This is a genomic window from Porphyromonas sp. COT-290 OH860, assembly GCF_000768935.1.
In the GTDB taxonomy this organism is placed as follows: domain Bacteria; phylum Bacteroidota; class Bacteroidia; order Bacteroidales; family Porphyromonadaceae; genus Porphyromonas.
On sequence record NZ_JRAR01000038.1, the window covers coordinates 23,946 to 44,576 of the forward strand.

General features: G+C 48.7%; 16 protein-coding genes. 6 read left to right on the plus strand and 10 right to left on the minus strand.

Translation table 11 applies throughout. The annotated features are described in order from the left end of the window. Nucleotides 1-178: 178 nt before the first annotated feature. The 10 genes from HQ41_RS04055 to lysS all read right to left on the minus strand — a co-directional run bounded on the left by HQ41_RS04055 (nt 179) and on the right by lysS (nt 9,944). Nucleotides 179-664: a ferritin gene (locus tag HQ41_RS04055; RefSeq protein ID WP_044188264.1), complete on the minus strand. Its 486-nt coding sequence runs from the start codon at nt 662-664 to the stop codon at nt 179-181. A gap of 66 nt (nt 665-730) precedes the next feature. Continuing rightward, nucleotides 731-1,264: a histidine phosphatase family protein gene (locus HQ41_RS04060; RefSeq protein ID WP_044188267.1), complete on the minus strand. Its 534-nt coding sequence runs from the start codon at nt 1,262-1,264 to the stop codon at nt 731-733. A 72-nt stretch (nt 1,265-1,336) separates the two neighbouring features. After that, nucleotides 1,337-1,822, minus strand: coding sequence for a S4 domain-containing protein (locus HQ41_RS04065; RefSeq protein ID WP_044188269.1), 486 nt, complete (start codon nt 1,820-1,822; stop codon nt 1,337-1,339). 10 nt (nt 1,823-1,832) lie between these two features. After that, nucleotides 1,833-2,918, minus strand: a complete 1,086-nt coding sequence (locus HQ41_RS04070) for a glycosyltransferase family 9 protein (RefSeq protein WP_044188271.1) — start codon at nt 2,916-2,918, stop codon at nt 1,833-1,835. A 31-nt stretch (nt 2,919-2,949) separates the two neighbouring features. Further along, on the minus strand, nt 2,950-3,558 hold the full coding sequence (locus tag HQ41_RS04075; protein ID WP_052405276.1) for a DUF4254 domain-containing protein: 609 nt from the start codon (nt 3,556-3,558) through the stop codon (nt 2,950-2,952). 266 nt (nt 3,559-3,824) lie between these two features. Beyond that, nucleotides 3,825-5,135 carry a UDP-N-acetylglucosamine 1-carboxyvinyltransferase gene (gene murA, locus HQ41_RS04080; protein WP_044188274.1) on the minus strand — a complete coding sequence of 437 codons (1,311 nt, stop codon included), beginning with the start codon at nt 5,133-5,135 and terminating at the stop codon, nt 3,825-3,827. A 27-nt stretch (nt 5,136-5,162) separates the two neighbouring features. Further along, nucleotides 5,163-5,768: a DUF4290 domain-containing protein gene (locus HQ41_RS04085; RefSeq protein WP_044188276.1), complete on the minus strand. Its 606-nt coding sequence runs from the start codon at nt 5,766-5,768 to the stop codon at nt 5,163-5,165. A 15-nt stretch (nt 5,769-5,783) separates the two neighbouring features. After that, nucleotides 5,784-7,139 carry a glucose-6-phosphate isomerase gene (locus HQ41_RS04090; protein ID WP_052405277.1) on the minus strand — a complete coding sequence of 452 codons (1,356 nt, stop codon included), beginning with the start codon at nt 7,137-7,139 and terminating at the stop codon, nt 5,784-5,786. A gap of 19 nt (nt 7,140-7,158) precedes the next feature. Beyond that, nucleotides 7,159-8,163 carry an NAD(P)H-dependent glycerol-3-phosphate dehydrogenase gene (locus HQ41_RS04095; RefSeq protein ID WP_044188279.1) on the minus strand — a complete coding sequence of 335 codons (1,005 nt, stop codon included), beginning with the start codon at nt 8,161-8,163 and terminating at the stop codon, nt 7,159-7,161. A 56-nt stretch (nt 8,164-8,219) separates the two neighbouring features. After that, nucleotides 8,220-9,944: a lysine--tRNA ligase gene (gene lysS, locus HQ41_RS04100; protein ID WP_044188281.1), complete on the minus strand. Its 1,725-nt coding sequence runs from the start codon at nt 9,942-9,944 to the stop codon at nt 8,220-8,222. 1,356 nt (nt 9,945-11,300) lie between these two features. On the opposite strand from lysS, the gene HQ41_RS04105 reads away from it, so the two are divergent. The 6 genes from HQ41_RS04105 to HQ41_RS04130 all read left to right on the plus strand — a co-directional run bounded on the left by HQ41_RS04105 (nt 11,301) and on the right by HQ41_RS04130 (nt 20,401). Further along, complete coding sequence (locus HQ41_RS04105; RefSeq protein WP_044188284.1) at nt 11,301-13,238, plus strand: DNA topoisomerase IV subunit B; 1,938 nt, start codon at nt 11,301-11,303, stop codon at nt 13,236-13,238. 14 nt (nt 13,239-13,252) lie between these two features. Continuing rightward, nucleotides 13,253-15,298 (plus strand): family 20 glycosylhydrolase, encoded by a 2,046-nt coding sequence (locus HQ41_RS04110; RefSeq protein ID WP_044188287.1) that lies wholly within the window; start codon nt 13,253-13,255, stop codon nt 15,296-15,298. A gap of 12 nt (nt 15,299-15,310) precedes the next feature. Continuing rightward, complete coding sequence (locus HQ41_RS04115) at nt 15,311-15,877, plus strand: chromate transporter (RefSeq protein WP_044188289.1); 567 nt, start codon at nt 15,311-15,313, stop codon at nt 15,875-15,877. Then, complete coding sequence (locus HQ41_RS04120) at nt 15,874-16,467, plus strand: chromate transporter (RefSeq protein ID WP_044188294.1); 594 nt, start codon at nt 15,874-15,876, stop codon at nt 16,465-16,467. Before HQ41_RS04115 ends, HQ41_RS04120 begins: the two co-directional genes overlap by 4 nt. 275 nt (nt 16,468-16,742) lie before the next feature. After that, nucleotides 16,743-19,250, plus strand: a complete 2,508-nt coding sequence (locus HQ41_RS04125) for a ribonucleoside-diphosphate reductase subunit alpha (protein WP_044188297.1) — start codon at nt 16,743-16,745, stop codon at nt 19,248-19,250. A 107-nt stretch (nt 19,251-19,357) separates the two neighbouring features. Next, nucleotides 19,358-20,401: a ribonucleotide-diphosphate reductase subunit beta gene (locus tag HQ41_RS04130; RefSeq protein WP_044188300.1), complete on the plus strand. Its 1,044-nt coding sequence runs from the start codon at nt 19,358-19,360 to the stop codon at nt 20,399-20,401. Nucleotides 20,402-20,631: the final 230 nt, after the last annotated feature.

A 20,631-nucleotide genomic window follows, 5' to 3' on the forward strand; every position in this document is an offset into this window, starting at 1 on the left:
TATACGCCCCATCTGAAAAAATGAGCATAGCAAAGGTAAGTAATTTCCTTATAAACTCCATAGAGGTACAATAAGTTGGAGCAGCAAAAGGTTAAATAAAAATCGGACGTCCTACCTTTGTGTGGGGACGTCCGATTCTGTTTACTCTTCAATGAGGAGTAGGGAAGTGGCGAGGCGCCTATTTTCTGCTAGCTAGCTCCTTATCTAGGAAGATAATAGCATGCCCCTCTGCCATACGTACACGATCGACAAGACCAGATGCTGTAGCTTCTTCTTCTACCTGCTCACGAATGTACTTCCAGAAGAAATCTTGCGAAGCCATATCTTTTTCGGCGCTTGCGATACGCACCATTTCTTCAATCTTTTCCGATACGAGGCATTCGTGCTCGTATGCTTTCTCCACGATAGAGAGATAGCTGCCGAAGTTGTTCTCTACCTCTGGGATCGCTTCGATCTTTACTTCACCACCACGTAGGACGATGTAGTTCATCATATCATAAGCATGAGTAAGCTCTTCTTCAGATTGCTTCTTATACCAGTGTGCAAAGCCGTCTAGGCCGTTCTTGGCGAAATGCATCGCCATAGATAGGTACAGGTTAGCCGACCACATCTCAAGTTTGATCTGTGCATTGATAGCGTCCTGCATTGCTTGTGTAAACTTCATAATTCTATAATTTGTGTAAATAGTTAAACCGTTTCAGTTAATCAACCTCCGACCTAGGCCTTTAGTTCAGAACTCAAGGCGTGTCACTGAGCCGAAGTCAGGTATCGTAGCGAAGGCTTCGTTTAGATCGCACAGACCAGCCATAGTCTTGGCACAGTTAATCACACCTCCGTGGCAGAAAACTAAGATTTGGTCTAGTCCCTCCGCCTGCTTCTCTAGGATAAAGTCGCATACTCGCTCGTATTGCATCAGCTGGGACTCTCCGCCGGGAGCAGGTTTAGTGATGTACTCTAGGAAAAACTCCTCGGTAGACTGCCCCACGATGATGTCAGCCCATGGGCGAAGCTCCCACTCTCCGAAGTTCATCTCCTTGAGTCTATCATCTCGCTCGGCATCGGGGTGTCCGCAAAAATCGGCGAGTTTACTTGCACGAGAGAGCGGGCTGGTGAAAACTTCATCGAAAGATAAACCATGAAGTTTGGACTTGGTTACGGCAGCTTCCTGCTCGAATGTATCACGTAGGGCTATGTCTGTGAAGCCATAGCATATCTCGTTGCCATCTAGGACAACGGATGTATGGCGTACTATATATACAATCATTTATTGGGGGTTACTATTTCTATAAATCATATTTGTAAACTTCCTTTTCTCTAGTCGAAAAGGAGGTATTCATTAGTCGTCGTGGTGATGTCTATGACGACCAAATTTGCTTGGACGTGCCTGTTCTTTGTAGGGGTTCTTGTGGCGAACTTGGTATAGTCCTAGATCCTCGTCCTCCTCCATGCGCTCACGACGTAGGCGAGCTAGGCGTTTATTCTCGGGATTATTCTTGCTAGTCTTGCGTAAAGCTGCACTTTTGGGCGACGCCTTGATGCGCTGGCTCTCGGCACGCTCGGCCGCTTTGTCTTTGGTGCGTGGGCGTCCCTGCTGCTCTCGTTCTCTGGCTTGTAGCTTCTCTAATGATGCATGCTCTCGAATGAGGTCTTTGACGGGTAGATCGACTTCATCGAAGAGAACAACATCTGTCGGCTCTACCATATCTCCCAGTCTAGCTCGCTTGCCGTTAATCCTTACACGGCCTGCTTTGATGAATTCCTCTACATCGCGACGAGAGCCAAGCCCTGCATCACTGATCAGTTTGTTAATGCGCAGTCTCATTTACCTTCTGCTATTTTATTGTTTGATGTTGTCTTTTATTTGTTTCCTCTTGTGCGGCTGCGGCCACTCGATCTGCAATATACTCTGGTGTTATTGCTCTCCGACATGGCATATCGCCGTGCAAACAACGCTTCACCTTGCCGAAGATAGAGCACGGACGGCAGTCTAGTTCACTAGTCTGTAAGCAATCCTCAAACTTCTGCCCCATGGCCATAAACCCTACGTAGGGGTGTGTACCACACCAAACGGAAACCACTCGAGTACCTACCATAGCTGCTAGATGTGCATTGGCGCTATCCATGGAGAGCATAGCTCCTAAGCGACTCATGATGGCTAGCTCGTCGGCTAGCTCTAGCTGACCAGCTAAAGATTTGACCCTAGGGTATCGCTCTGCCCATTGGCAGAGGGTATCGGCCTCTTTGCCTCTACCTCCAAATAGGAATACATAGTATTGTCCGCTATCGTTTAGCTTAGCGACGACCTGCTCCATAAGGCCTAGGTCGTAGGTCTTGCTGTCGGTAGAGGCGAACGGTGCCACTCCAATAGGGATTAGTCCTTGGGGTTTAGTTAGCTCTGGATAGCGAGCTAGTGCACTCCAGTAACGCGGACTCTCTATTTTGATCGACTCTATCAACCCTAGTGGAGGATGTAGGCCAGCACGTACTAGGGTGTCTATGTATAGCTCCTGCATATTGGGCAGGGGCGTTAGCTCTTTGGTAGGAGGTGGAGCTAATAGCTTCCCTCGCATAGCTCTTGGTTTGCGCAGGTGCCAGACACGAGTTTTGCCGAAACCGACGATACCACGTAGGATTTTAGTTCTCAGGACATCATGTAAGTCAATGAAACCATCGAACCCCTCACCTCTAAGCCTAATAGCATAGCGGAGTAGCCCCGGCAACCTGCGCTCCTCACGCTTGATATCTATGGCCATAGCCTCCAAGTTCCGAGGAGGCTCGACGATAATCGTTGTTAAGAAAGGTTGAGTAAGCACCGTGAACTGGTGCTCTGGGTTGGATCTTGCTATAGCATATATAGTAGGGATAGCCATCGCCACATCTCCTATGGCTGATAGACGAGCGATCAAGAACTTCGCCACGATTGGGGAGTGTCTGTGTTTACTTGAGCAATTAGATACTTTGCCCCTTGAGCATCGGGTTTAGTTGGGGGTCATTGTACATCTTCATCTGCTTGTAGACCTTCATGTACTTACGCCCCGCCCCAATATCTTCGAGCAATTCGTCGATAGCAGTACATAGGTCTAACTCCTGCTCACGTAGCACGGATAGCTTTTGAGCGCATTTCTGCTTGATCTCCTCCGTTGCTGCATTAGCCTCAGCTTGACCCATGTAGTATATCTTGAGTTTGAGTATGGATAGACGATCTATGGCCCATGCAGGGCTCTCCGTATTGATCTTAGCTCCGCTTTGAGGCTTGACGTCTTGGTACATCTCGAGGAAGAAGCTGTCAATCAGCTCAACCAAGTCAGTCCGATCTTGATTGCTCCTGTCGATGCGGCGCTTGATGCGTAGTGCTTCTTCAGGGTAAATCTCGGGGTCACGGATAATATCTTCGAGTGCCCATTGGGCATGATCAATCCAATTCTTACGGAAGAGATCGTGCTCGATCGTACGTACAGGGTAGGGGTTGGGAGCCACTATGTCGATACCCCCTTCACGTAAATACACCTCAATGGCTTCGGCAAATATTTGCTTAGCCAACGAACTAAAAGTAGTCATAAGCCTATTAAATAAATAATCTTCTGATTGCTTGGCTCAAAGATAGGTAAAAAAGGATTATTCCCATCACTTCGTTTCCCTTACCACGTAGGCTTCTGTACTTGCCTCGAGGTTAGCCCAAACGCAATGGTCACTCGGTGGCAGAGGCTACACAAACGCCTCTCTGCTGCGTCCTGTAGCCTCTAGAGTATTGTGGAGAGCTCGATATGCTCTTATCTCCCTTTTACTTCGGTGATTGGGAGCTACTATTTCTACTCCATAACAGATTAGATGCGGGTGATGCGAGCTCCGAGAGCATTTAGGCGAGCGGCGATATCTTGGTAGCCTCGGTCTATCTGCTCAATGTTGTGTATCGTGCTCGTGCCCTCTGCACTCATCGCAGCGATCAGCAGAGCAATCCCTGCACGAATATCAGGCGAAGACATTGTGGCTGCCCTTAACTTGTGCTTCTGACCAAGACCAATAACCGTGGCTCTATGAGGATCGCACAGCATAATCTGAGCCCCCATATCAATGAGTTTATCTACGAAGAAAAGTCGACTCTCAAACATCTTCTGATGAATGAGGACACAGCCCCTAGCCTGTGTCGCTGTCACGAGGAAGACGCTAAGTAGATCCGGTGTAAGGCCCGGCCATGGTGCGTCGGCAATAGTGAGGATCGAGCCGTCCATAAAGGTATCAATCTCATACCCCTTGTCATGCCTAGGAATATACAAGTCATCACCACGCTCCTCTACTGTAATACCCAAACGGCGAAAAGCCGAGGGGATAATCCCCAAGTCGGGGATACTTACATCTTTGATGAGGAGCTCGCTCTTGGTCATAGCAGCCATACCGATGAAGCTACCAATCTCAATCATATCTGGGAGCATACTATGCTCTGCACCGCCTAGATACTTGACGCCTTCAATCGTCAGACGGTTGGAACCTATGCCCTCGATCTTTGCCCCCATACGTACGAGCAGCTTGCTTAGCTGTTGCAGATAAGGCTCGCAGGCTGCGTTGTAGATCGTGGTCGTACCCTCTGCCATCACGGCTGCCATCAATATGTTGGCTGTCCCCGTGACGGAGGCTTCGTCTAGAAGCATGTATTTCCCCTTGAGCGCCTTACCCTCTAGTATATAGCTCTGCTTCTGTGCATCGTACTGACAGCTAGCACCAAGCTCCATGAAGCCGATGAGGTGCGTATCAAGTCTACGGCGACCGATTTTGTCGCCGCCGGGCTTAGGGAAAATAGCATAGCCGAAACGCCCGAGTAGAGCTCCAACCGTCATAATAGATCCTCTGAGTGCACGGCTCCTCTGTAGGAACTGTTCGCTCTGCAAGTAGTCTAGATTGACTTCGTCGGCTTGGAAGCTATAGCTCCCCTCTTCTTCTAGCTTGGCTACCTTCACCCCCATCTGACGCAGTAGCTCGATCAGATTATTTACATCTAGGATGTTGGGAATGTTGTGTATCGTTACTACCTCGGGAGTTAAAAGTACCGAAGAGATGATTTGCAGAGCTTCGTTTTTGGCTCCCTGTGGTCGGATCTCTCCGCTGAGGCTGTAGCCTCCCTCGATCACGTATGATGCCATTGATACAGGTGTTGTTTGGTGTAAAACTTATCGACGCTGTTTAAGTTGCTTCTTGCTAACCTTCTGCTTGCCGCCTCGGTCGATACTATTGGGATTGATGACGAGCTTGCAGTTCTCAGGAGTGAGCATGATCTCCCCCTCGGATAGCTCAAAGAGATCTTTGAAGATCTGTAGATCATCTACGGTGTCGCTATTCCACGTCATATAAGAACGCTTCATCTGAGTGGCGATGAAGTACTCAAGCATCGCACGTTCACGACCGACCTCCATCTTGCATACCTTCTTGATCATACCCTCAATAATATGACCATAGTAACGAAATTTGATGCGGTTGTTGATGTAGGGTAGAGGCTTGGGCTTCTCGAGCATTCTATCCTCGGTGATTGTTCCCTCGGGGTAGTCAATGTCGAGCTTGAAGCCAGAGATGATGGCTAAGTGATCCCAGTAGACCGTATCGGAGTCTGGGGTTTCTCGTCGCTCGGGCGATAGACCACTCATCGTACGTACGATCTTGCGTGCACATAGGTTACGCTTGTCTCTATCCTCGATGCTCATGCAGTACTGCACCAGCTTCTGGATATGACGCCCGTACTCGGGCATAGCGATAGGGGTTAGCTTATTGTTGTATTCCATTGATTGTCTTGTTTTTTAGAGGCGCTCCTTGATTGCTTTGGTAGCTTCCTCAAAGCCCGGTTTCTCGAGTAGGGCAAACATATTCTTCTTATATGCCTCTACCCCCGGCTGATTAAAAGGATTAACCCCAATCATATAACCACTAATACCCACAGCTTTCTCGAAGAAGTAGAAGAGCTGACCTATGTAGTACTCATCGAGCTTGGGTAGTGTGATGCGGATATTGGGGACACCTCCGTCGATATGCGCCATACGTGTGCCCAGCTCAGCCATCTTATTAACCTCATCTATACGCTTACCTGCTAGATAGTTGAGACCGTCTAGGTCTTCTTTGTCAGGCTGAATACGTAGCTCTCTGTCTGAGTTGAGCACCGAGATAACAGTTTCGAAGATCGAACGCTCTCCCTCTTGGATCCACTGCCCCATAGAGTGTAGGTCGGCGGTGAGGTCTACAGAGGCGTTGAAGATACCCTTGCCGTCTTTTCCCTCACTCTCTCCATAGAGCTGTTTCCACCACTCTCCTATATAGTGCATTTTGGGGTGGTAGTTGGCCAAGATCTCGATCTTCTTACCCTTCACATACAGAGCCGTACGGGCGGCGGCATATAGAGCGGAGATATTACATTCAGTGGGCACACCGCTATCTACCATTGCTTTCATAGCTCTGGCGCCCTCCACGAGAGCTCTAATGTTGATGCCAGCGGCAGCTAGAGGGAGTAGGCCTACGGGAGTAAGTACAGAGAAGCGGCCACCGATATCGTCGGGGATAACGAATGTCTTGTAGCCCTCCTTGTCTGCCAAAGTGCGCAGAGCCCCCTTGGCCTTGTCTGTAACGGCTAGGATACGCTCTCTGGCTCCTTGGCGACCAACTTGTTCTTCCAGTAGAGCTTTGAGGACACGGAATGCGATGGCTGGCTCCGTCGTCGTACCGCTCTTGGAGATATTAATGATGCCGAAGCGCTTGCCTCGAAGGAAGTCGCATAGCTCCCAGAGGTAGTCCTCGCCGATATTGTGCCCAGCGAATAGGAGCTGAGGGTGCTTGTGATGGCTCTTGTAGGCCTCGAAGCTACTAGTCATAGCCTCTAGGACGGCTCGTGTGCCGAGGTAGCTACCACCTATGCCCACACTCACTATGTAGTCGCATTGGTCGGCTAGAGCCTTAGCAGCAACCTCTATCTCCTCCAAGTCGGCCTCTGTGATTTGGATTGGCAGTTCTATCCAGCCTAGGAAGTCACTCCCAGCCCCAGTCCCTTGGTGTAGCGCTTCTACATATCCCTGACATTTGTCATGCCATACTTTTAGCTCGGCATCGCTCACAAAACTGCTGATGCCCGATAGATCCAAACGGATCGTCTTAGTATCGTGATTCATTACTCTTAAGTTCGTTGTTTTACTTAAATCGTTTGCTTAGGCTCTCTATTGCGTCCTCAATCCTCTTACCTTGGTAGAGTATCTCGTAGACAGTGCGAGCAATGGGCATATTAACTTGATAGCTCTGATTGACCTCGTACACACACTTAGCCCCATAGTACCCCTCAGCCACCATACTCATCTCCATTTGTGCTGCCTTGACGCTGTATCCCTTGCCAAGCATATTCCCGAAGGTGCGATTGCGACTATGGTTGGAGTAGGCCGTGACGAGCAGGTCGCCTAGATAGACGCTCTCGGTCACATCTCTACGCAAGAGGTGTACCGAATTGACGAAGTTGCTCATCTCTGCGATGGCGTTCGATATAAGGACAGATTGGAAGTTGTCCCCATAGTTCATACCGTTACAAATCCCTGCTGCTATGGCATAGATATTCTTCAATACCGAGGCGTACTCTATACCGATCACATCTCGGCTCACAACGCAATTGACGAAGTCATTGGTCAGTACTTGGCTCATAGCCTTAGCTTTCTCTATGTCGAAGCAGCCTGCGGTAAGGTAGGAGCGTCTGTCACGAGCCACTTCCTCGGCATGGCAAGGACCAGAGATTACCCCGACCTGAGCTTGTGGTACATCTTTGACGGTCTGTAGATAGTCCGAGATGAGCATATTCTCATCGGGTACCATACCCTTGATGGCGTTGAAGACGAGCTTGGTGCGTAGCAGTGTACTACGAATACGCTTGAGGTAGCCCTTGACGTACGGCGATGGGACTGCCAAGATGACCGTGTCGCATGAACGAACAAAATCATTGACGTCCCCCTCGGTGAAGAAATCTATTCGATCAATGGGGAAAGGAACGGAGGTTAAGTAGCTCGGATTGTGCCCCAGTCGCTTAAACTCCTTGACATGGTTGGAGGTACGCAGACACCACGATATGCGTGGCTGTGTGCGCATAACGATTTTGGCCAGAGCCGTGGCCCAGCTACCTCCACCGATGATGCCGATCTTACCTATTGGATTCATAGCTGTTATATATCCCTATAATAGGTTACGATTGCGCTGAGGTTGCCCTCGTGTCTTTATTGTAACCAAGAGTTTACATCCTCCAGCTTAATGGTTGGGAGCTCCTCTAGCTTATACTTCTTCTTAATATCCATGAGACTCTGATGCATACGACCGGGCTTCTCTTCGGCGCGCATAGCCTCTACTGTCAGATAACCTGCCTTGTACAGTACGGGTACCCATTCGGGTGGGACACCGTATTCGGCGAAGGCCTCTGCCTTGTCTTTCTGAATAACCTTCTCGGGGCGCATCTGAGGGAAAAACAATACCTCTTGGATGCTCTCTTGCCCTGTGAGGAACATCACTAGGCGGTCCATACCGATCCCCATACCACTAGTTGGAGGCATACCATACTCTAGAGCACGCAGGAAGTCGTGGTCGATGTACATCGCCTCGTCATCTCCCTTCTCCGAGAGGCGAAGCTGCTCCTCAAACCGCTCTCTTTGGTCGATTGGGTCGTTGAGCTCGCTGTAGGCGTTAGCTATCTCCTTGCCATTGACCATCAGCTCAAAGCGCTCGGTTAGACGAGGGTTGCTGCGATGCTCCTTGGTTAGAGGGGACATCTCCTTGGGGTAGTCTGTGATGAAGGTTGGCTGAATATAGTTGCCCTCACACTTCTCACCAAATATCTCGTCAATGATCTTACCCACACCCATCGTTTCGTCTACTTCCACGCCGATTTGCTTACAGGCTTGGCGTAGCTCATCTTCGTTCATCTGGCTGATGTCGATGCCCGTATGCTCTTTAATCGCATCGAACATACTGATGCGCTTGTAAGGCGCCTTGAAGTCAATCTCTCTATCGCCTACCTTGACCTTCGTTGTCCCGAGTACCTGCATACAGATGTACTCGAGTAGCTCCTCGGTGAAGCTCATCATCCAGTTGTAGTCCTTGTATGCTACGTAGATCTCCATGGCCGTAAACTCGGGGTTGTGGGTGCGGTCCATACCCTCGTTGCGGAAGTTGCGGCTAAACTCATACACACCATCAAAGCCACCCACGATCAGCCTTTTGAGGTATAGCTCATTGGCAATACGTAGGTATAGGGGCATATTGAGCGTATTGTGGTGGGTGATGAAAGGACGTGCCGCAGCACCACCGGGTATGGGCTGTAGCACTGGTGTGTCTACCTCTAGGTAGCCCCTCTCATTGAAGAAGGTGCGCATTGCATTGAAGATCTTGGTGCGCTTGACGAATATATCTCTGATGTGCTCATTGACCGCCAAGTCCACATAGCGCATACGGTAGCGCTGCTCTGGATCGGTGAAAGCATCGAACGTCTGTCCGTCCTTGACCTTGACGATGGGCAGAGGACGCAGACTCTTGGCCAAAAAAGTAATCTTGGAGGCATGGATCGAGATTTCGCCCATTTGGGTGCGGAAGACATGCCCCTCTACACCGATGAAGTCGCCGAAGTCAAGTAGTTTTTTGATGAGTGCATTATACACTGTCTTGTCTTCGTCTGGGCAAAGCTCGTCACGACTGATGTAGATCTGTATGCGTCCTGTCGTGTCTTGTAGCTCCAAGAACGAAGCTTTACCCATGATACGCTTGCCCATAACACGGCCAGCCATCCGAACATCTCGCCTAGGGGCACCGTCTTCGAATGCATCAAGCACTTCTTGGCTATATGCCGTTACCTCAAACTCCTCGGCTGGGTAGGGGTTTATGCCGATATTCTTTAGTTCTTCTAGGCTCTGTCGCCTGATAATTTCTTGTTCGCTTAACTCTAAAACGTTCATGTTCAATTTTCCTACTGAGGCTGTGCTCCTCATTCGCTCAATTTATACTGCCAATAGCACTATGGTGTAAATATAATACGAATTGGCCACTTACCAACTATCGAGCAAGGTAAGAGGAGCACGATACCCGACTGTCCTAGTCTATAATGCAGAGGCCAAGACAAATCATAATCTCTAAATTTCCACAAAGATACTCAATTATCCCGATACCCCTCGGATCGCTATTAGAACGAAATGTCGAGAGTAGTTTCTACTGTATTATAGTAGGAGAGATAGTCCCTTGTATAGTTTTGGTGCTGTCGATGGCCATTGTCATACTTTCTGTGAATAACATTTGACCTTGGGCGATGAAGACACAACACAATCCCAGCAGAAGAAAGATAAATTTAGCTAGCATTCTAGTTCGATTATAGTTACTGATAGCAACACATCTATTCAATTATACTATCGAAACCTCTTAGAGATCCGCAAAAATAGTTAAAATATGAGCGTGACCTCTCGGTCATGCGTCAGCTCAGCAAGTCCAACATCTACCATAACTATTTCATCTTTAAGGTTAATTATTGTAAAAGGAATAGCGCCACTTTTGAGCGCAAATAGAATCAATTCCCCAAGCCTGATGAGTTCCTCTGGAGAAATTGAAGGACTAACTGGGAGGGATTCTAGGACAGATATGCTAGGATATATCCACTGATCTCAAAAGATTCATGGGAAGAAAACCCAAGAAGTGAGGTAGTATAACATAAAAACGACTTCAATAATCCTGCTATATATATGACTGTCAGTCTGTTGTAGAATAGGCGATTTAGGAGGGTATTGAAGGGTGGCCGGAGGTGAGGAGCCCAAACGAGGTTGAATGCAATCCTAGGCTTGCTAGAAGGCAAATATGCAGTTTATACTTTTTCTCCTCGCTACTCTTGTCTTTTCCCATTAATACTCCGAGAAGTGAGCGAAAATATAAATTGGACACCTAAATTTTCACATCGGACGATATCTCGATTATCAAAATGATTTCCATTAATCAATAGATTCAGGCTCAATATATTGCTCCATTTCCCGTGCTAGAGATGCAGCTAGTTTCTCCAGACAAGACGGCAGCTAATAGTAATCTGTATCAGAACTCTGGCTGGCTCATTCAAGCCAATACCGAAGCTCAAGAATAGAGCTTAGCCATTGGCTCTAACTTAGGATTATTATAAATTATCGCTCAAGGCGGTGCGTTAAGCTCCCTTTCAGCACACCGCCTTAGCTTTTTCGGAGCAACCAAAGCCGCTCCCTGTCTTGGGGGTATTCAGGTAATAGCCTTTTTTCGGTATATTTGCGCTTAAACTAAAAATATAGATAGAAAAACTAAGCATGAACGAATTGCCAGTTAGCTACAGCGATACAGACATCAAAACTCTCGAGTGGGACGAACACATACGTCGCCGCCCCGGTATGTATATCGGCAAGCTCGGTGATGGGTCACATGCCGACGACGGGATCTATGTCCTGCTCAAGGAGGTGCTCGACAATTCGATCGACGAGTTCGTCATGGGGGCCGGCAAGAAGATAGAGCTGACGATCGCCGAGGGGGAGGTCTGTGTGCGTGACTATGGCCGAGGTATTCCTCTGGGCAAGCTAGTCGATGCCACCAGCCGCATGAATACAGGGGGGAAGATCGACTCCAAAGCCTTCAAGAAATCGGTTGGGCTCAATGGTGTAGGGATTAAGGCAGTCAATGCACTCTCTGTGCTCTGCCAAGTAACCGCATGGCGCGATGGGCAAACCAAGTCTGTGCGCTATAGCCACGCCAAGCTACTTGAGGAGAGCCCATCGACACCCAGTGAGGTGATCAATGGCACAGAGGTGCGCTTCCGCCCAGACCCCGAGATCTTCAAAGGCTATCGCTATAGAGACGACTACGTCGAGGCGATGGTCAAAAACTACGTTTTCCTCAATATGGGGCTGAGCATCGTCTACAACGGCAAGCGCTACACCTCCAAGCGAGGACTGGTGGACCTGCTTGATGAGAATATGACGGGAGAGCCGCTCTATACGCCTATCCACTTCCGAGCGGACGACATCGAGATTGTGCTCACTCATGCCAATCAGTACGGCGAGGAGTTCTATAGCTTTGTCAATGGGCAGAATACAACCCAAGGAGGGACGCACCTCTCGGCTTTTCGAGAGGTTGTGGCTCGCGTCATCAAAGATTTCTATGGCAAGGGCTTCGAGTATAGCGATATTCGCAATGGTATGGTAGCTGCTATCAGTATTAAGGTCGAGGAACCAGTCTTCGAGAGCCAAACGAAGACGAAGCTAGGATCTAAGGATATGGGCCCCGAGGGACCAAGCATTCAGAAGTTTCTGAGCGACTTTCTCAGCCGAGAACTAGACAATTATCTACACAAGCACGCAGAAGATGCTACCACACTACTGCAAAAGATTCAGGATAATGAGCGTGAACGCAAGTCGATGAGTGGGGTAGCCAAGCTTGCCCGTGAGCGTGCCAAGAAGGCTAGTCTACACAACAAGAAGCTACGAGACTGCACCATTCACTACAACGACCCCAAGGCCAAGGAGCCAGAGCTCACGAGCCTCTTCATCACCGAGGGGAACTCTGCCAGTGGCTCTATTACGACCTGCCGAGATCCCAAGTATCAAGCTGTCTTTAGTCTGCGAGGTAAACCGCTCAACTGCTACGGCAAAAACAAGAAGATTGTCTATGAGAACGAAGAGTTCAATCTGCTACAAGCGGCCTTGAATATCGAAGATGGTCTTGATGGTCTACGCTACAACCGCATCATCATCGCTACCGATGCCGATGACGATGGCATGCACATTCGTCTGCTGATTATGACTTTCTTCTTGCAGTTCTTCCCCGAGCTGGTACGCCGTGGGCATCTCTATATTCTAGAGACGCCACTCTTCCGTGTCTTCCTACCCAAAGAAGCTAAGCGAGGCGATAGCTTCGCCGACAAGACCGCTACAGCCACTAAGAAGCGAGGTGGTAAGCGTAAGGCGGAGAGCGAAGAAGAGCCACAGATAACCAATATCTACTGCTACAACGAGGCTGAGAAGCAGGCCGCTCTGCAGAGGCTGGGTAAGAAGGCTCTAGTAACCCGATTCAAGGGGCTAGGGGAGATTTCGCCCGAGCAGTTTAAGGAGTTCATCAGTGAGGAGCATATCAAGCTCGACCCTATTAAGCTCAAAAAAGAGGACAATCTGCAACACTTGCTCGACTTCTATATGGGTATGAATACCCCCGAGCGGCAGAATTTCATCATTGACAACCTCGTTACCGAGGACTAAATACCCCGATCTCTATGAGTAGCTCACGAGTTTGGATATTATTAGGGATACTCCTACTAGGGTTCGAGCCTTCTCACACTGCCCAACAGGAGCAATACCTCCTGCCTAGCCCCAAGTACTACACTAAGCTAGAGGGGGAGTTTAGGTCGAAGACTATTGCCATAGAGGCAGATGTACATGCCGAAACAGCCGTAGCGCTAATGCAGGAGAGGCTCTTCAAAGTCGGCTCAATGTATCCGACTAAGCTAACTATCAAACTAGTCGAGCATATTGATGAAGCACTCCTCAATGAGGAAGAGGCCTATCGTCTAGTAATTAGCCCCAAAGGGATCGCTATTGAGGCTGCGTCAGGAGCTGGAGCCTATCGAGCTCTACAGACGCTTAGACAACTGATAGATGCTACTGCTGGGCAAGCTCTCTCAGCTTGTCGAGTCGTGGACTGGCCCTCGTGGCGTATCAGAGGCTTCATGCACGATGTGGGACGGACGTACATCTCCATGGAGGAGCTAAAAAAACAGATTGCCCTCTTTGCTCGCTTCAAAATCAATGTCTTTCACTGGCACCTAACCGAGCATCAAGCATGGCGCCTAGAGAGTAAGGTCTACCCCCAGCTCAATGGTATCGCTGCTACCGAGCGTATGCCGGGACGATTCTATACACTAAATGAAGCCAGAGATTTGGTTCAGTGGTGCAAACAGCACGAGGTCCTACTAATTCCCGAGATAGATATGCCGGGACATAGCTCAGCTTTTGAGCGAGCTATGGGATTTGGGATGCAGACACCACAAGGGAAGGAAGTACTCAAGGTCCTTCTGCGTGAGGTAGCAGAGACCCTTGACGTCCCCTACATACATATAGGTACCGATGAGGTAGAGTTTACAGATCCAGAGTTTGTCCCTGAGATGGTGGCTTTCATTCGCTCCCTAGGCCGCAAGGTAATCTCGTGGAATCCGGGTTGGCAGTATAAGGCTGGCGAGATTGATATGACACAGCTCTGGAGCTATCGAGGCAAGGCACAGCACGGCATTCCTGCAATAGATAGCCGCCTGCACTACCTCAATCACTACGACCTCTTTGCCGACCCGATAGCGCTTTTCGGAAGCCGGATTCTTCGTCAAGATGAGGGTTCGCCCGACCATGCAGGGGCAATCGTTGCCATTTGGAATGATCGTTTCGCCCCCGACGAGCGAGGCATCACGGCGCAAAATAATCTCTATGCCTCTACCTTAGCTCTGGCCGAGCGTGCTTGGGTTGGGGGTGGCTATGGCTACTTCGATAGGGCAAGCTCCATTCTAGAGAGCCGTGAGCTACCTCTCTACAAGGCTTTTGCCGATTTTGAGCGTCGCCTCTTGTGGTACAAAAGGCGTTACTTCGCCCAAGAGCCCTTCCCCTACGTGGCACAGACCCAAGCTAGTTGGGTAATCGTCGATCCTATATCCAACCAAGGAGACCTTGCTAAGATCTTCCCGATAGAGACGCAGTACCTCAGTGATATACGCTCTGGTAGGCTCGCGCCCCCTAGACAGAGACCTAGCTATACCTATGAGGGGCGAACTTATGGCTCAAGATCCTATCAAGGCTCGGGCTTCTACCTGCGTCACGTTTGGGGTGAGCGCATCATGCCGGGTGTCTATGGGCATCCCGAGGAGCAGCATACCGCTTACGCCATGGCTTGGGTGCATAGCCCTAAGGCACAAACTGCTGGACTAATCTTCGAAACGCAGAATTATAGTCGCAGCGAACCCGATTTGCCGCCACCTCTAGGCCATTGGGACTACCGGCAGAGTCGGATTTGGATTAATGGTACATCTATCCCTGCTCCCAAGTGGACGAGTGTACATACCGAACTCTCGCTGGAAATACCTCTAGGCAATGAGAATGCGACGGCTCGCCCACCGATCCCCGTACAGTTACGTGCAGGGTGGAATAGGGTGCTCGTCAAGCTACCTGTAGATCGCTTCGGCACGCCAGAGACACGTCTAGTCAAGTGGATGTTTACGGCGAGTCTGGTGAGCCTAGAAACTGGAGAGGCACTGCCCCTACGTTACCATACATTCTAATTCTCAAGGACTATGGGACTTAATCGAGAGTTATTCGGTATCTTCTTTAAGATAGGTATTGGTACCATTGGTGGTGGCTATGCGATGATTCCGATGATGGAGCGTGAGCTGGTCGATCGCAAAGGGTGGATCAGTCGAGAGGAGTTTATGGACATTATGGCTGTGGCACAGACCGCCCCGGGGGTTTTCGCCGTAAATATGTCTAGCCATATCGGGCATAAGCTCGGGGGGATAACCTCTGGCATCGTTGCTACGATTGCCAATATCTTGCCTTCTTTTTTGATTATTCTAGCTTTAGCCTTTGGCTTTCGTCACGTACAGGACAATATTTGGGTCGAGTATGCTTTCAGAGCCATTCGTCCAGTGGTGGTTGCTCTAATTGCAGTGCCTGTCTTCACCATGGCTCGTTCGGCCAAGCTCAATCGTTACACATGGTGGATCCCGGTGCTCTCGGCTGGTCTTATCTATCTGTTTGGAGTTTCGCCCGTGTACATCATCCTGTGTGCTGCGTTCCTTGGTTTAACCTACGGACGCCTTACGGCCTTTGGGCGCAACATCAAAAGCAGAAGTAAACGATGATTTTTCTAGAGCTATTCTGGGTATTTACCAAGATCGGAATTGTGAATTTCGGAGGAGGCTATGCGATGCTCTCGCTCATACAAGCCGAGGTAGTGCAGCAGCATGGCTGGCTCACGGCACAGGAGTTCACCGATATCGTGGCGGTAAGCCAGATGACCCCGGGACCCATCGGCATCAACACGGCCACTTATGTGGGTTACACCTCTGTAGTAGAGGCAGGCTACTCGCCTCTACTAGGAGCTGTCGGCTCACTTGTGGCAACCCTAGGCGTGGTTTGGCTACCTTTCACGCTCATGATTGCTCTGAGTTTTGTCCTACTTCGGCATAAGGATAAGCCTCTCATGCGTAGCCTCTTTGGTGCTCTTCGTCCTACAATCGTAGGGCTAATCGCAGCAGCAGCCCTCATCTTGATGACACCCGAGAACTTCGGTAGGTGGGAAACTTCCCCTCTGCAACTAGTTATTAGCCTCGTACTCTTCGTTGCGGGCTTCGTCGCTGTGTATCGATACAAGCAAAGTCCTTTATTGGTTCTCAGTGTAGCCGCTCTCTTGGGGCTACTCATCTATTCATTATTGCCACCCATCATCTGATAGCTTTTGTCTATCAATAGGAGGTGTCCGTTACTTCCCACTGAGCATTCCTCGCAATCCTGTTATCTACAGGCATCCATAGCAAGTAGTGTTGAGTAGATAGTATAGTAAGCCCATGTTTTTATTAATCTTTTTTTGCGCAATCTTCATCCTGAGGCTAGGAATTGTTGGGTATTTTTGAGTAACTTTGGAGACGAATAAGGCTCCATTCTAATAACTATAAGCAATGGAGCTTTGTCATAAGCATAAAAGATAAACATTTAGATATAAGCACTATGAGGATAATAAAACGAGATAGGGCAGAGGAAGATTTCGCTCTATCTAAGGTTTCCAACGCCATACGTCGCGCCTTCACTGCCTCAGGGGAGAAAATGCCTGAGAAAGAGATCGCCAAGCTATGTAAAAAGCTAGAGTCTGAACTTGCCGATCGAGAGATGGTAGAGGTAGAAACAATCCAAGATATGGTTGAGAATGCCTTAATGGCTGCTGGATACTATCGAGTAGCCAAGAACTACATTCTCTATCGTGAGAAGCGTACCGAGTATCGCCAGGTTATCAATAAATTCTGCCAAACAATCTCGGACCAAGAGATTATTAGCCTCCTCAAAGACATTCAAGCTAGCTTCCAGAGCAAAGCTTATTCGCTAGATTTCCTCTATGCTAAGTATCAAGCTTTCTACAAGGAACAGGCAGATACACTAGAAATACTTACCAAAGCGGCCGTGGAGCTTATTACACCCGAGGCTCCTAATTGGGAGTTTATCGCTTCTCGCCTCTTGCTTATGCAGATTGAGCGTGGTATCTCTCGTGAGGAAGCGAAGCTATACATAGATTCATTCTACGGCAAGATCTCCTATCTGACAGATCAGAATCTGTACGGCCGCTACATCCTTGAGCATTACACCAAGAGTGAAGTTGAGGAACTGGGCCGCTATTTGGACAGCTCAAGGGATTACTTACTCACCTATAGTAGTTTACATCTAGTATCTAAGCGCTACCTAATCACGGACAATAACCACGTGTTGCTTGAGCGCCCACAAGAAATGTTTATGGGGATTGCCATGCATTTGGCTATCCCAGAGGGCGACTCACGAGTTATCTGGGCTAAGAAGATCTATGACATCATCAGTAGCCTAAAGGTAACAATGGCCACTCCCACTATGAGCAATGCACGCAAGCCATTGAGCCAACTAAGCAGCTGTTTCGAAGATGTAATGCCAGATAGTCTAACTGGTATTTATCGTACTATTGATAACTTCGCTCAGGTTTCTAAGTTTGGCGGAGGCATGGGCATCTACATGGGTAAGGTACGCGCCGTGGGGTCTGACATTAGAGGCTTCAAGGGTGTGGCTGGTGGAGTGCTCAAGTGGATTAAGCTCTGTAACGACACGGCGGTAGCCGTGGATCAGCTGGGCGTACGCCAAGGCTCTGTGGCCATCTATCTAGATATTTGGCATAGAGATATGCCAGAGTTCCTACAAATACGCACAAATAATGGGGACGACCGCATGAAGGCACACGACGTCTTCCCCGGTGTTTGTGTGCCCGACCTCTTTTGGCGTATGGTCAAGGAGAATATTGAGGGCAATTGGTATATGATGTGTCCGCACGAGATACTAGCTATCAAAGGATACTCTCTAGAAGATTACCACGGTGAGGAGTGGGAGCGCCGCTACCAAGAATGCCTTAATGAGTCACGCATCAGTAAGCGCGCTATCAAGGTCAAGGATATGATCCGATTGATTATTAAGAGTGCCGTAGAAACTGGTACACCCTTTATCTTCAACCGAGACACGGTCAATCGACTCAATCCCAATAAACACCAAGGTATCATCTATTGCTCCAACCTATGTACTGAGATCGCTCAGAACCAAAGTGAAATCAAAGATGTCAAGGTTTCCGTACGCATAGAAAACGGCAAGGAAATCATCACGACCGAGACTGAGGCTGGCGACTTCGTAGTATGTAACCTAGCCTCTCTAGTGCTTGGCAATATAAATACCGACAATCAAGATGAACTACGTGAGGTAATTCACACCATTATTCGAGCTTTGGACAATGTGATAGACCTGAACTTCTACCCAATCCCTTATGCCGAGATTACGAATATGAAGATGCGCCCCATTGGCCTAGGGACAAGTGGGTATCATCATCTGCTTGCCCAGAAGGGTATCAAGTGGGAGAGCCCAGAGCACCTTGAGTTTATGGACAAGCTCTACGAGCGCATCAACTATCTATCCATCGAAGCATCCTCACTCCTTGCCGAGGAGAAGGGCTCTTACCTGCGCTTCCCGGGTAGTGACTGGCAGACAGGGGACTACTTTCGTATGCGCAAATATGAGTCGCCTGAGTGGAAGCGTCTGTCATCGGATGTTGCACGCAGAGGAATGCGCAACGCTTATCTATTAGCTATTGCACCTACTAGCTCGACCTCTATCATCGCTGGCACAACGGCAGGTATCGACCCTGTGATGAATCGTTACTTCCTAGAAGAGAAAAAGGGTAATATCATTCCTCGTGTGGCACCTCAGCTCTCCGATTCTACCTTCTGGCTCTATAAGACAGCCCATCAGATAGACCAAGAGTGGGTCGTAGATGCAGCTTCTGTTCGTCAGCGTCACTTGGATCAGTCGCAGTCTGTCAATCTATTTATCACACACGACTATAGCTTCCGTCGCATCCTAGACCTCTATCTGAGAGCATGGGAGGGTGGAGTAAAGACACTCTACTATATCCGTAGCCGATCTCTCGAAGTCGAAGAGTGTACAAGTTGCTCAAGCTAAAGTAAACCTGCTCCGATCTTCTAGGCAATACAATGCTTATGAGATAGGGAGCAGGGCTATTATAATTTCTCTCAAACTATCAACATACACTTAAAAGACCGTCAATTATGTCTGAATTAAAGAAAAAAGCGCTCTTCAACGAGCATGGTGATGTCGATGTCAGCAAGCGTCGTATGATCAACGGTAATACGACAAACCTCAATGACTTCAACAACATGAAGTACCCTTGGGTGTCGGACTGGTATCGCCAAGCGATGAATAACTTTTGGATCCCCGAGGAAATCAACCTCAGTCAGGATGTCAAAGACTATAGAGAACTATCTCAAGCCGAGAAGGTGGCCTACGATAAGATCCTCTCTTTCCTTATCTTCCTAGATAGTATCCAAACTGCCAACCTACCTAACGTAGCGGAGTATATCACAGCCAATGAGATTAACCTCTGCTTGACGATACAAGCCTTCCAAGAAGCCGTCCATTCGCAGAGCTACAGTTATATGCTCGATACGATTTGCTCTCCTGAGGAGCGCTCGGCTATCCTCTACCAATGGAAGGACGATGAACATCTGCTACGTCGCAATAAGTTCATTGGTGATATCTACAACGAGTTCCAAGAAGATCAGAGCCCACAGCAGCTACTCAAGACGATGGTGGCGAACTATATCCTAGAGGGGGTTTACTTCTACTCTGGCTTTATGTTCTTCTACAACCTTGGCCGCAATGGTAAGATGCCGGGGTCTGTACAGGAGATCCGCTACATCAATCGTGATGAAAATACACATCTTTGGCTCTTCCGCTCAATGATCTTAGAACTCAAGAAGGAAGAACCACAGCTATTCACTCCCGAAGCGATTGAAACGTTTCGTGGCATGATCAAAGAAGGTGCGCTACAAGAAATTGCTTGGGGTGAATATGTCATCGGAGATCAAATCGAGGGCTTGACAGTACAAATGGTTAGCGACTACATCAAGTACCTAGCCAATCTACGTAGTGAGAACCTCGGCTTCGGGGTGCTCTTCGAGGGCTATGAGTCTGAACCACCAAGTATGAACTGGGTATCTCAGTATAGTAATGCTAACCTGATCAAGACCGACTTCTTCGAGGCTAAGCCTAGCGCTTACTCCAAGAGTGGTGCTATTGAAGACGACTTGTAAGTTGTATAAACAATAATTGTAGGCTCTCAACGAGAGAGCTCTACGCTACGCAAGCGGTGTATCTTCTTACCTTTCGGTGCGAGGATACGCCGCTTTTCGTATTCTATCTAGACGCATTTTGCTTATAAGCCTGCAGGGCACCCGCATCAAAATAGGCTTATCTTTGAGTTATGGATGTACAAGATTATTTTTCTAAGGTAGAAGACCCACGGGTAGTGGGTCGTTGCAAG

Coding starts and splice junctions, on each gene's coding strand:
- HQ41_RS04055 (WP_044188264.1), bottom strand. CDS start 664: ATGAAGTTTACACAAGCAATGCAGGACGCTATCAATGCACAGATCAAA.
- HQ41_RS04060 (WP_044188267.1), bottom strand. CDS start 1,264: ATGATTGTATATATAGTACGCCATACATCCGTTGTCCTAGATGGCAAC.
- HQ41_RS04065 (WP_044188269.1), bottom strand. CDS start 1,822: ATGAGACTGCGCATTAACAAACTGATCAGTGATGCAGGGCTTGGCTCT.
- HQ41_RS04075 (WP_052405276.1), bottom strand. CDS start 3,558: ATGACTACTTTTAGTTCGTTGGCTAAGCAAATATTTGCCGAAGCCATT.
- murA (WP_044188274.1), bottom strand. CDS start 5,135: ATGGCATCATACGTGATCGAGGGAGGCTACAGCCTCAGCGGAGAGATC.
- HQ41_RS04085 (WP_044188276.1), bottom strand. CDS start 5,768: ATGGAATACAACAATAAGCTAACCCCTATCGCTATGCCCGAGTACGGG.
- HQ41_RS04090 (WP_052405277.1), bottom strand. CDS start 7,139: ATGAATCACGATACTAAGACGATCCGTTTGGATCTATCGGGCATCAGC.
- HQ41_RS04095 (WP_044188279.1), bottom strand. CDS start 8,163: ATGAATCCAATAGGTAAGATCGGCATCATCGGTGGAGGTAGCTGGGCC.
- lysS (WP_044188281.1), bottom strand. CDS start 9,944: ATGAACGTTTTAGAGTTAAGCGAACAAGAAATTATCAGGCGACAGAGC.
- HQ41_RS04105 (WP_044188284.1), top strand. CDS start 11,301: ATGAACGAATTGCCAGTTAGCTACAGCGATACAGACATCAAAACTCTC.
- HQ41_RS04110 (WP_044188287.1), top strand. CDS start 13,253: ATGAGTAGCTCACGAGTTTGGATATTATTAGGGATACTCCTACTAGGG.
- HQ41_RS04115 (WP_044188289.1), top strand. CDS start 15,311: ATGGGACTTAATCGAGAGTTATTCGGTATCTTCTTTAAGATAGGTATT.
- HQ41_RS04120 (WP_044188294.1), top strand. CDS start 15,874: ATGATTTTTCTAGAGCTATTCTGGGTATTTACCAAGATCGGAATTGTG.
- HQ41_RS04125 (WP_044188297.1), top strand. CDS start 16,743: ATGAGGATAATAAAACGAGATAGGGCAGAGGAAGATTTCGCTCTATCT.
- HQ41_RS04130 (WP_044188300.1), top strand. CDS start 19,358: ATGTCTGAATTAAAGAAAAAAGCGCTCTTCAACGAGCATGGTGATGTC.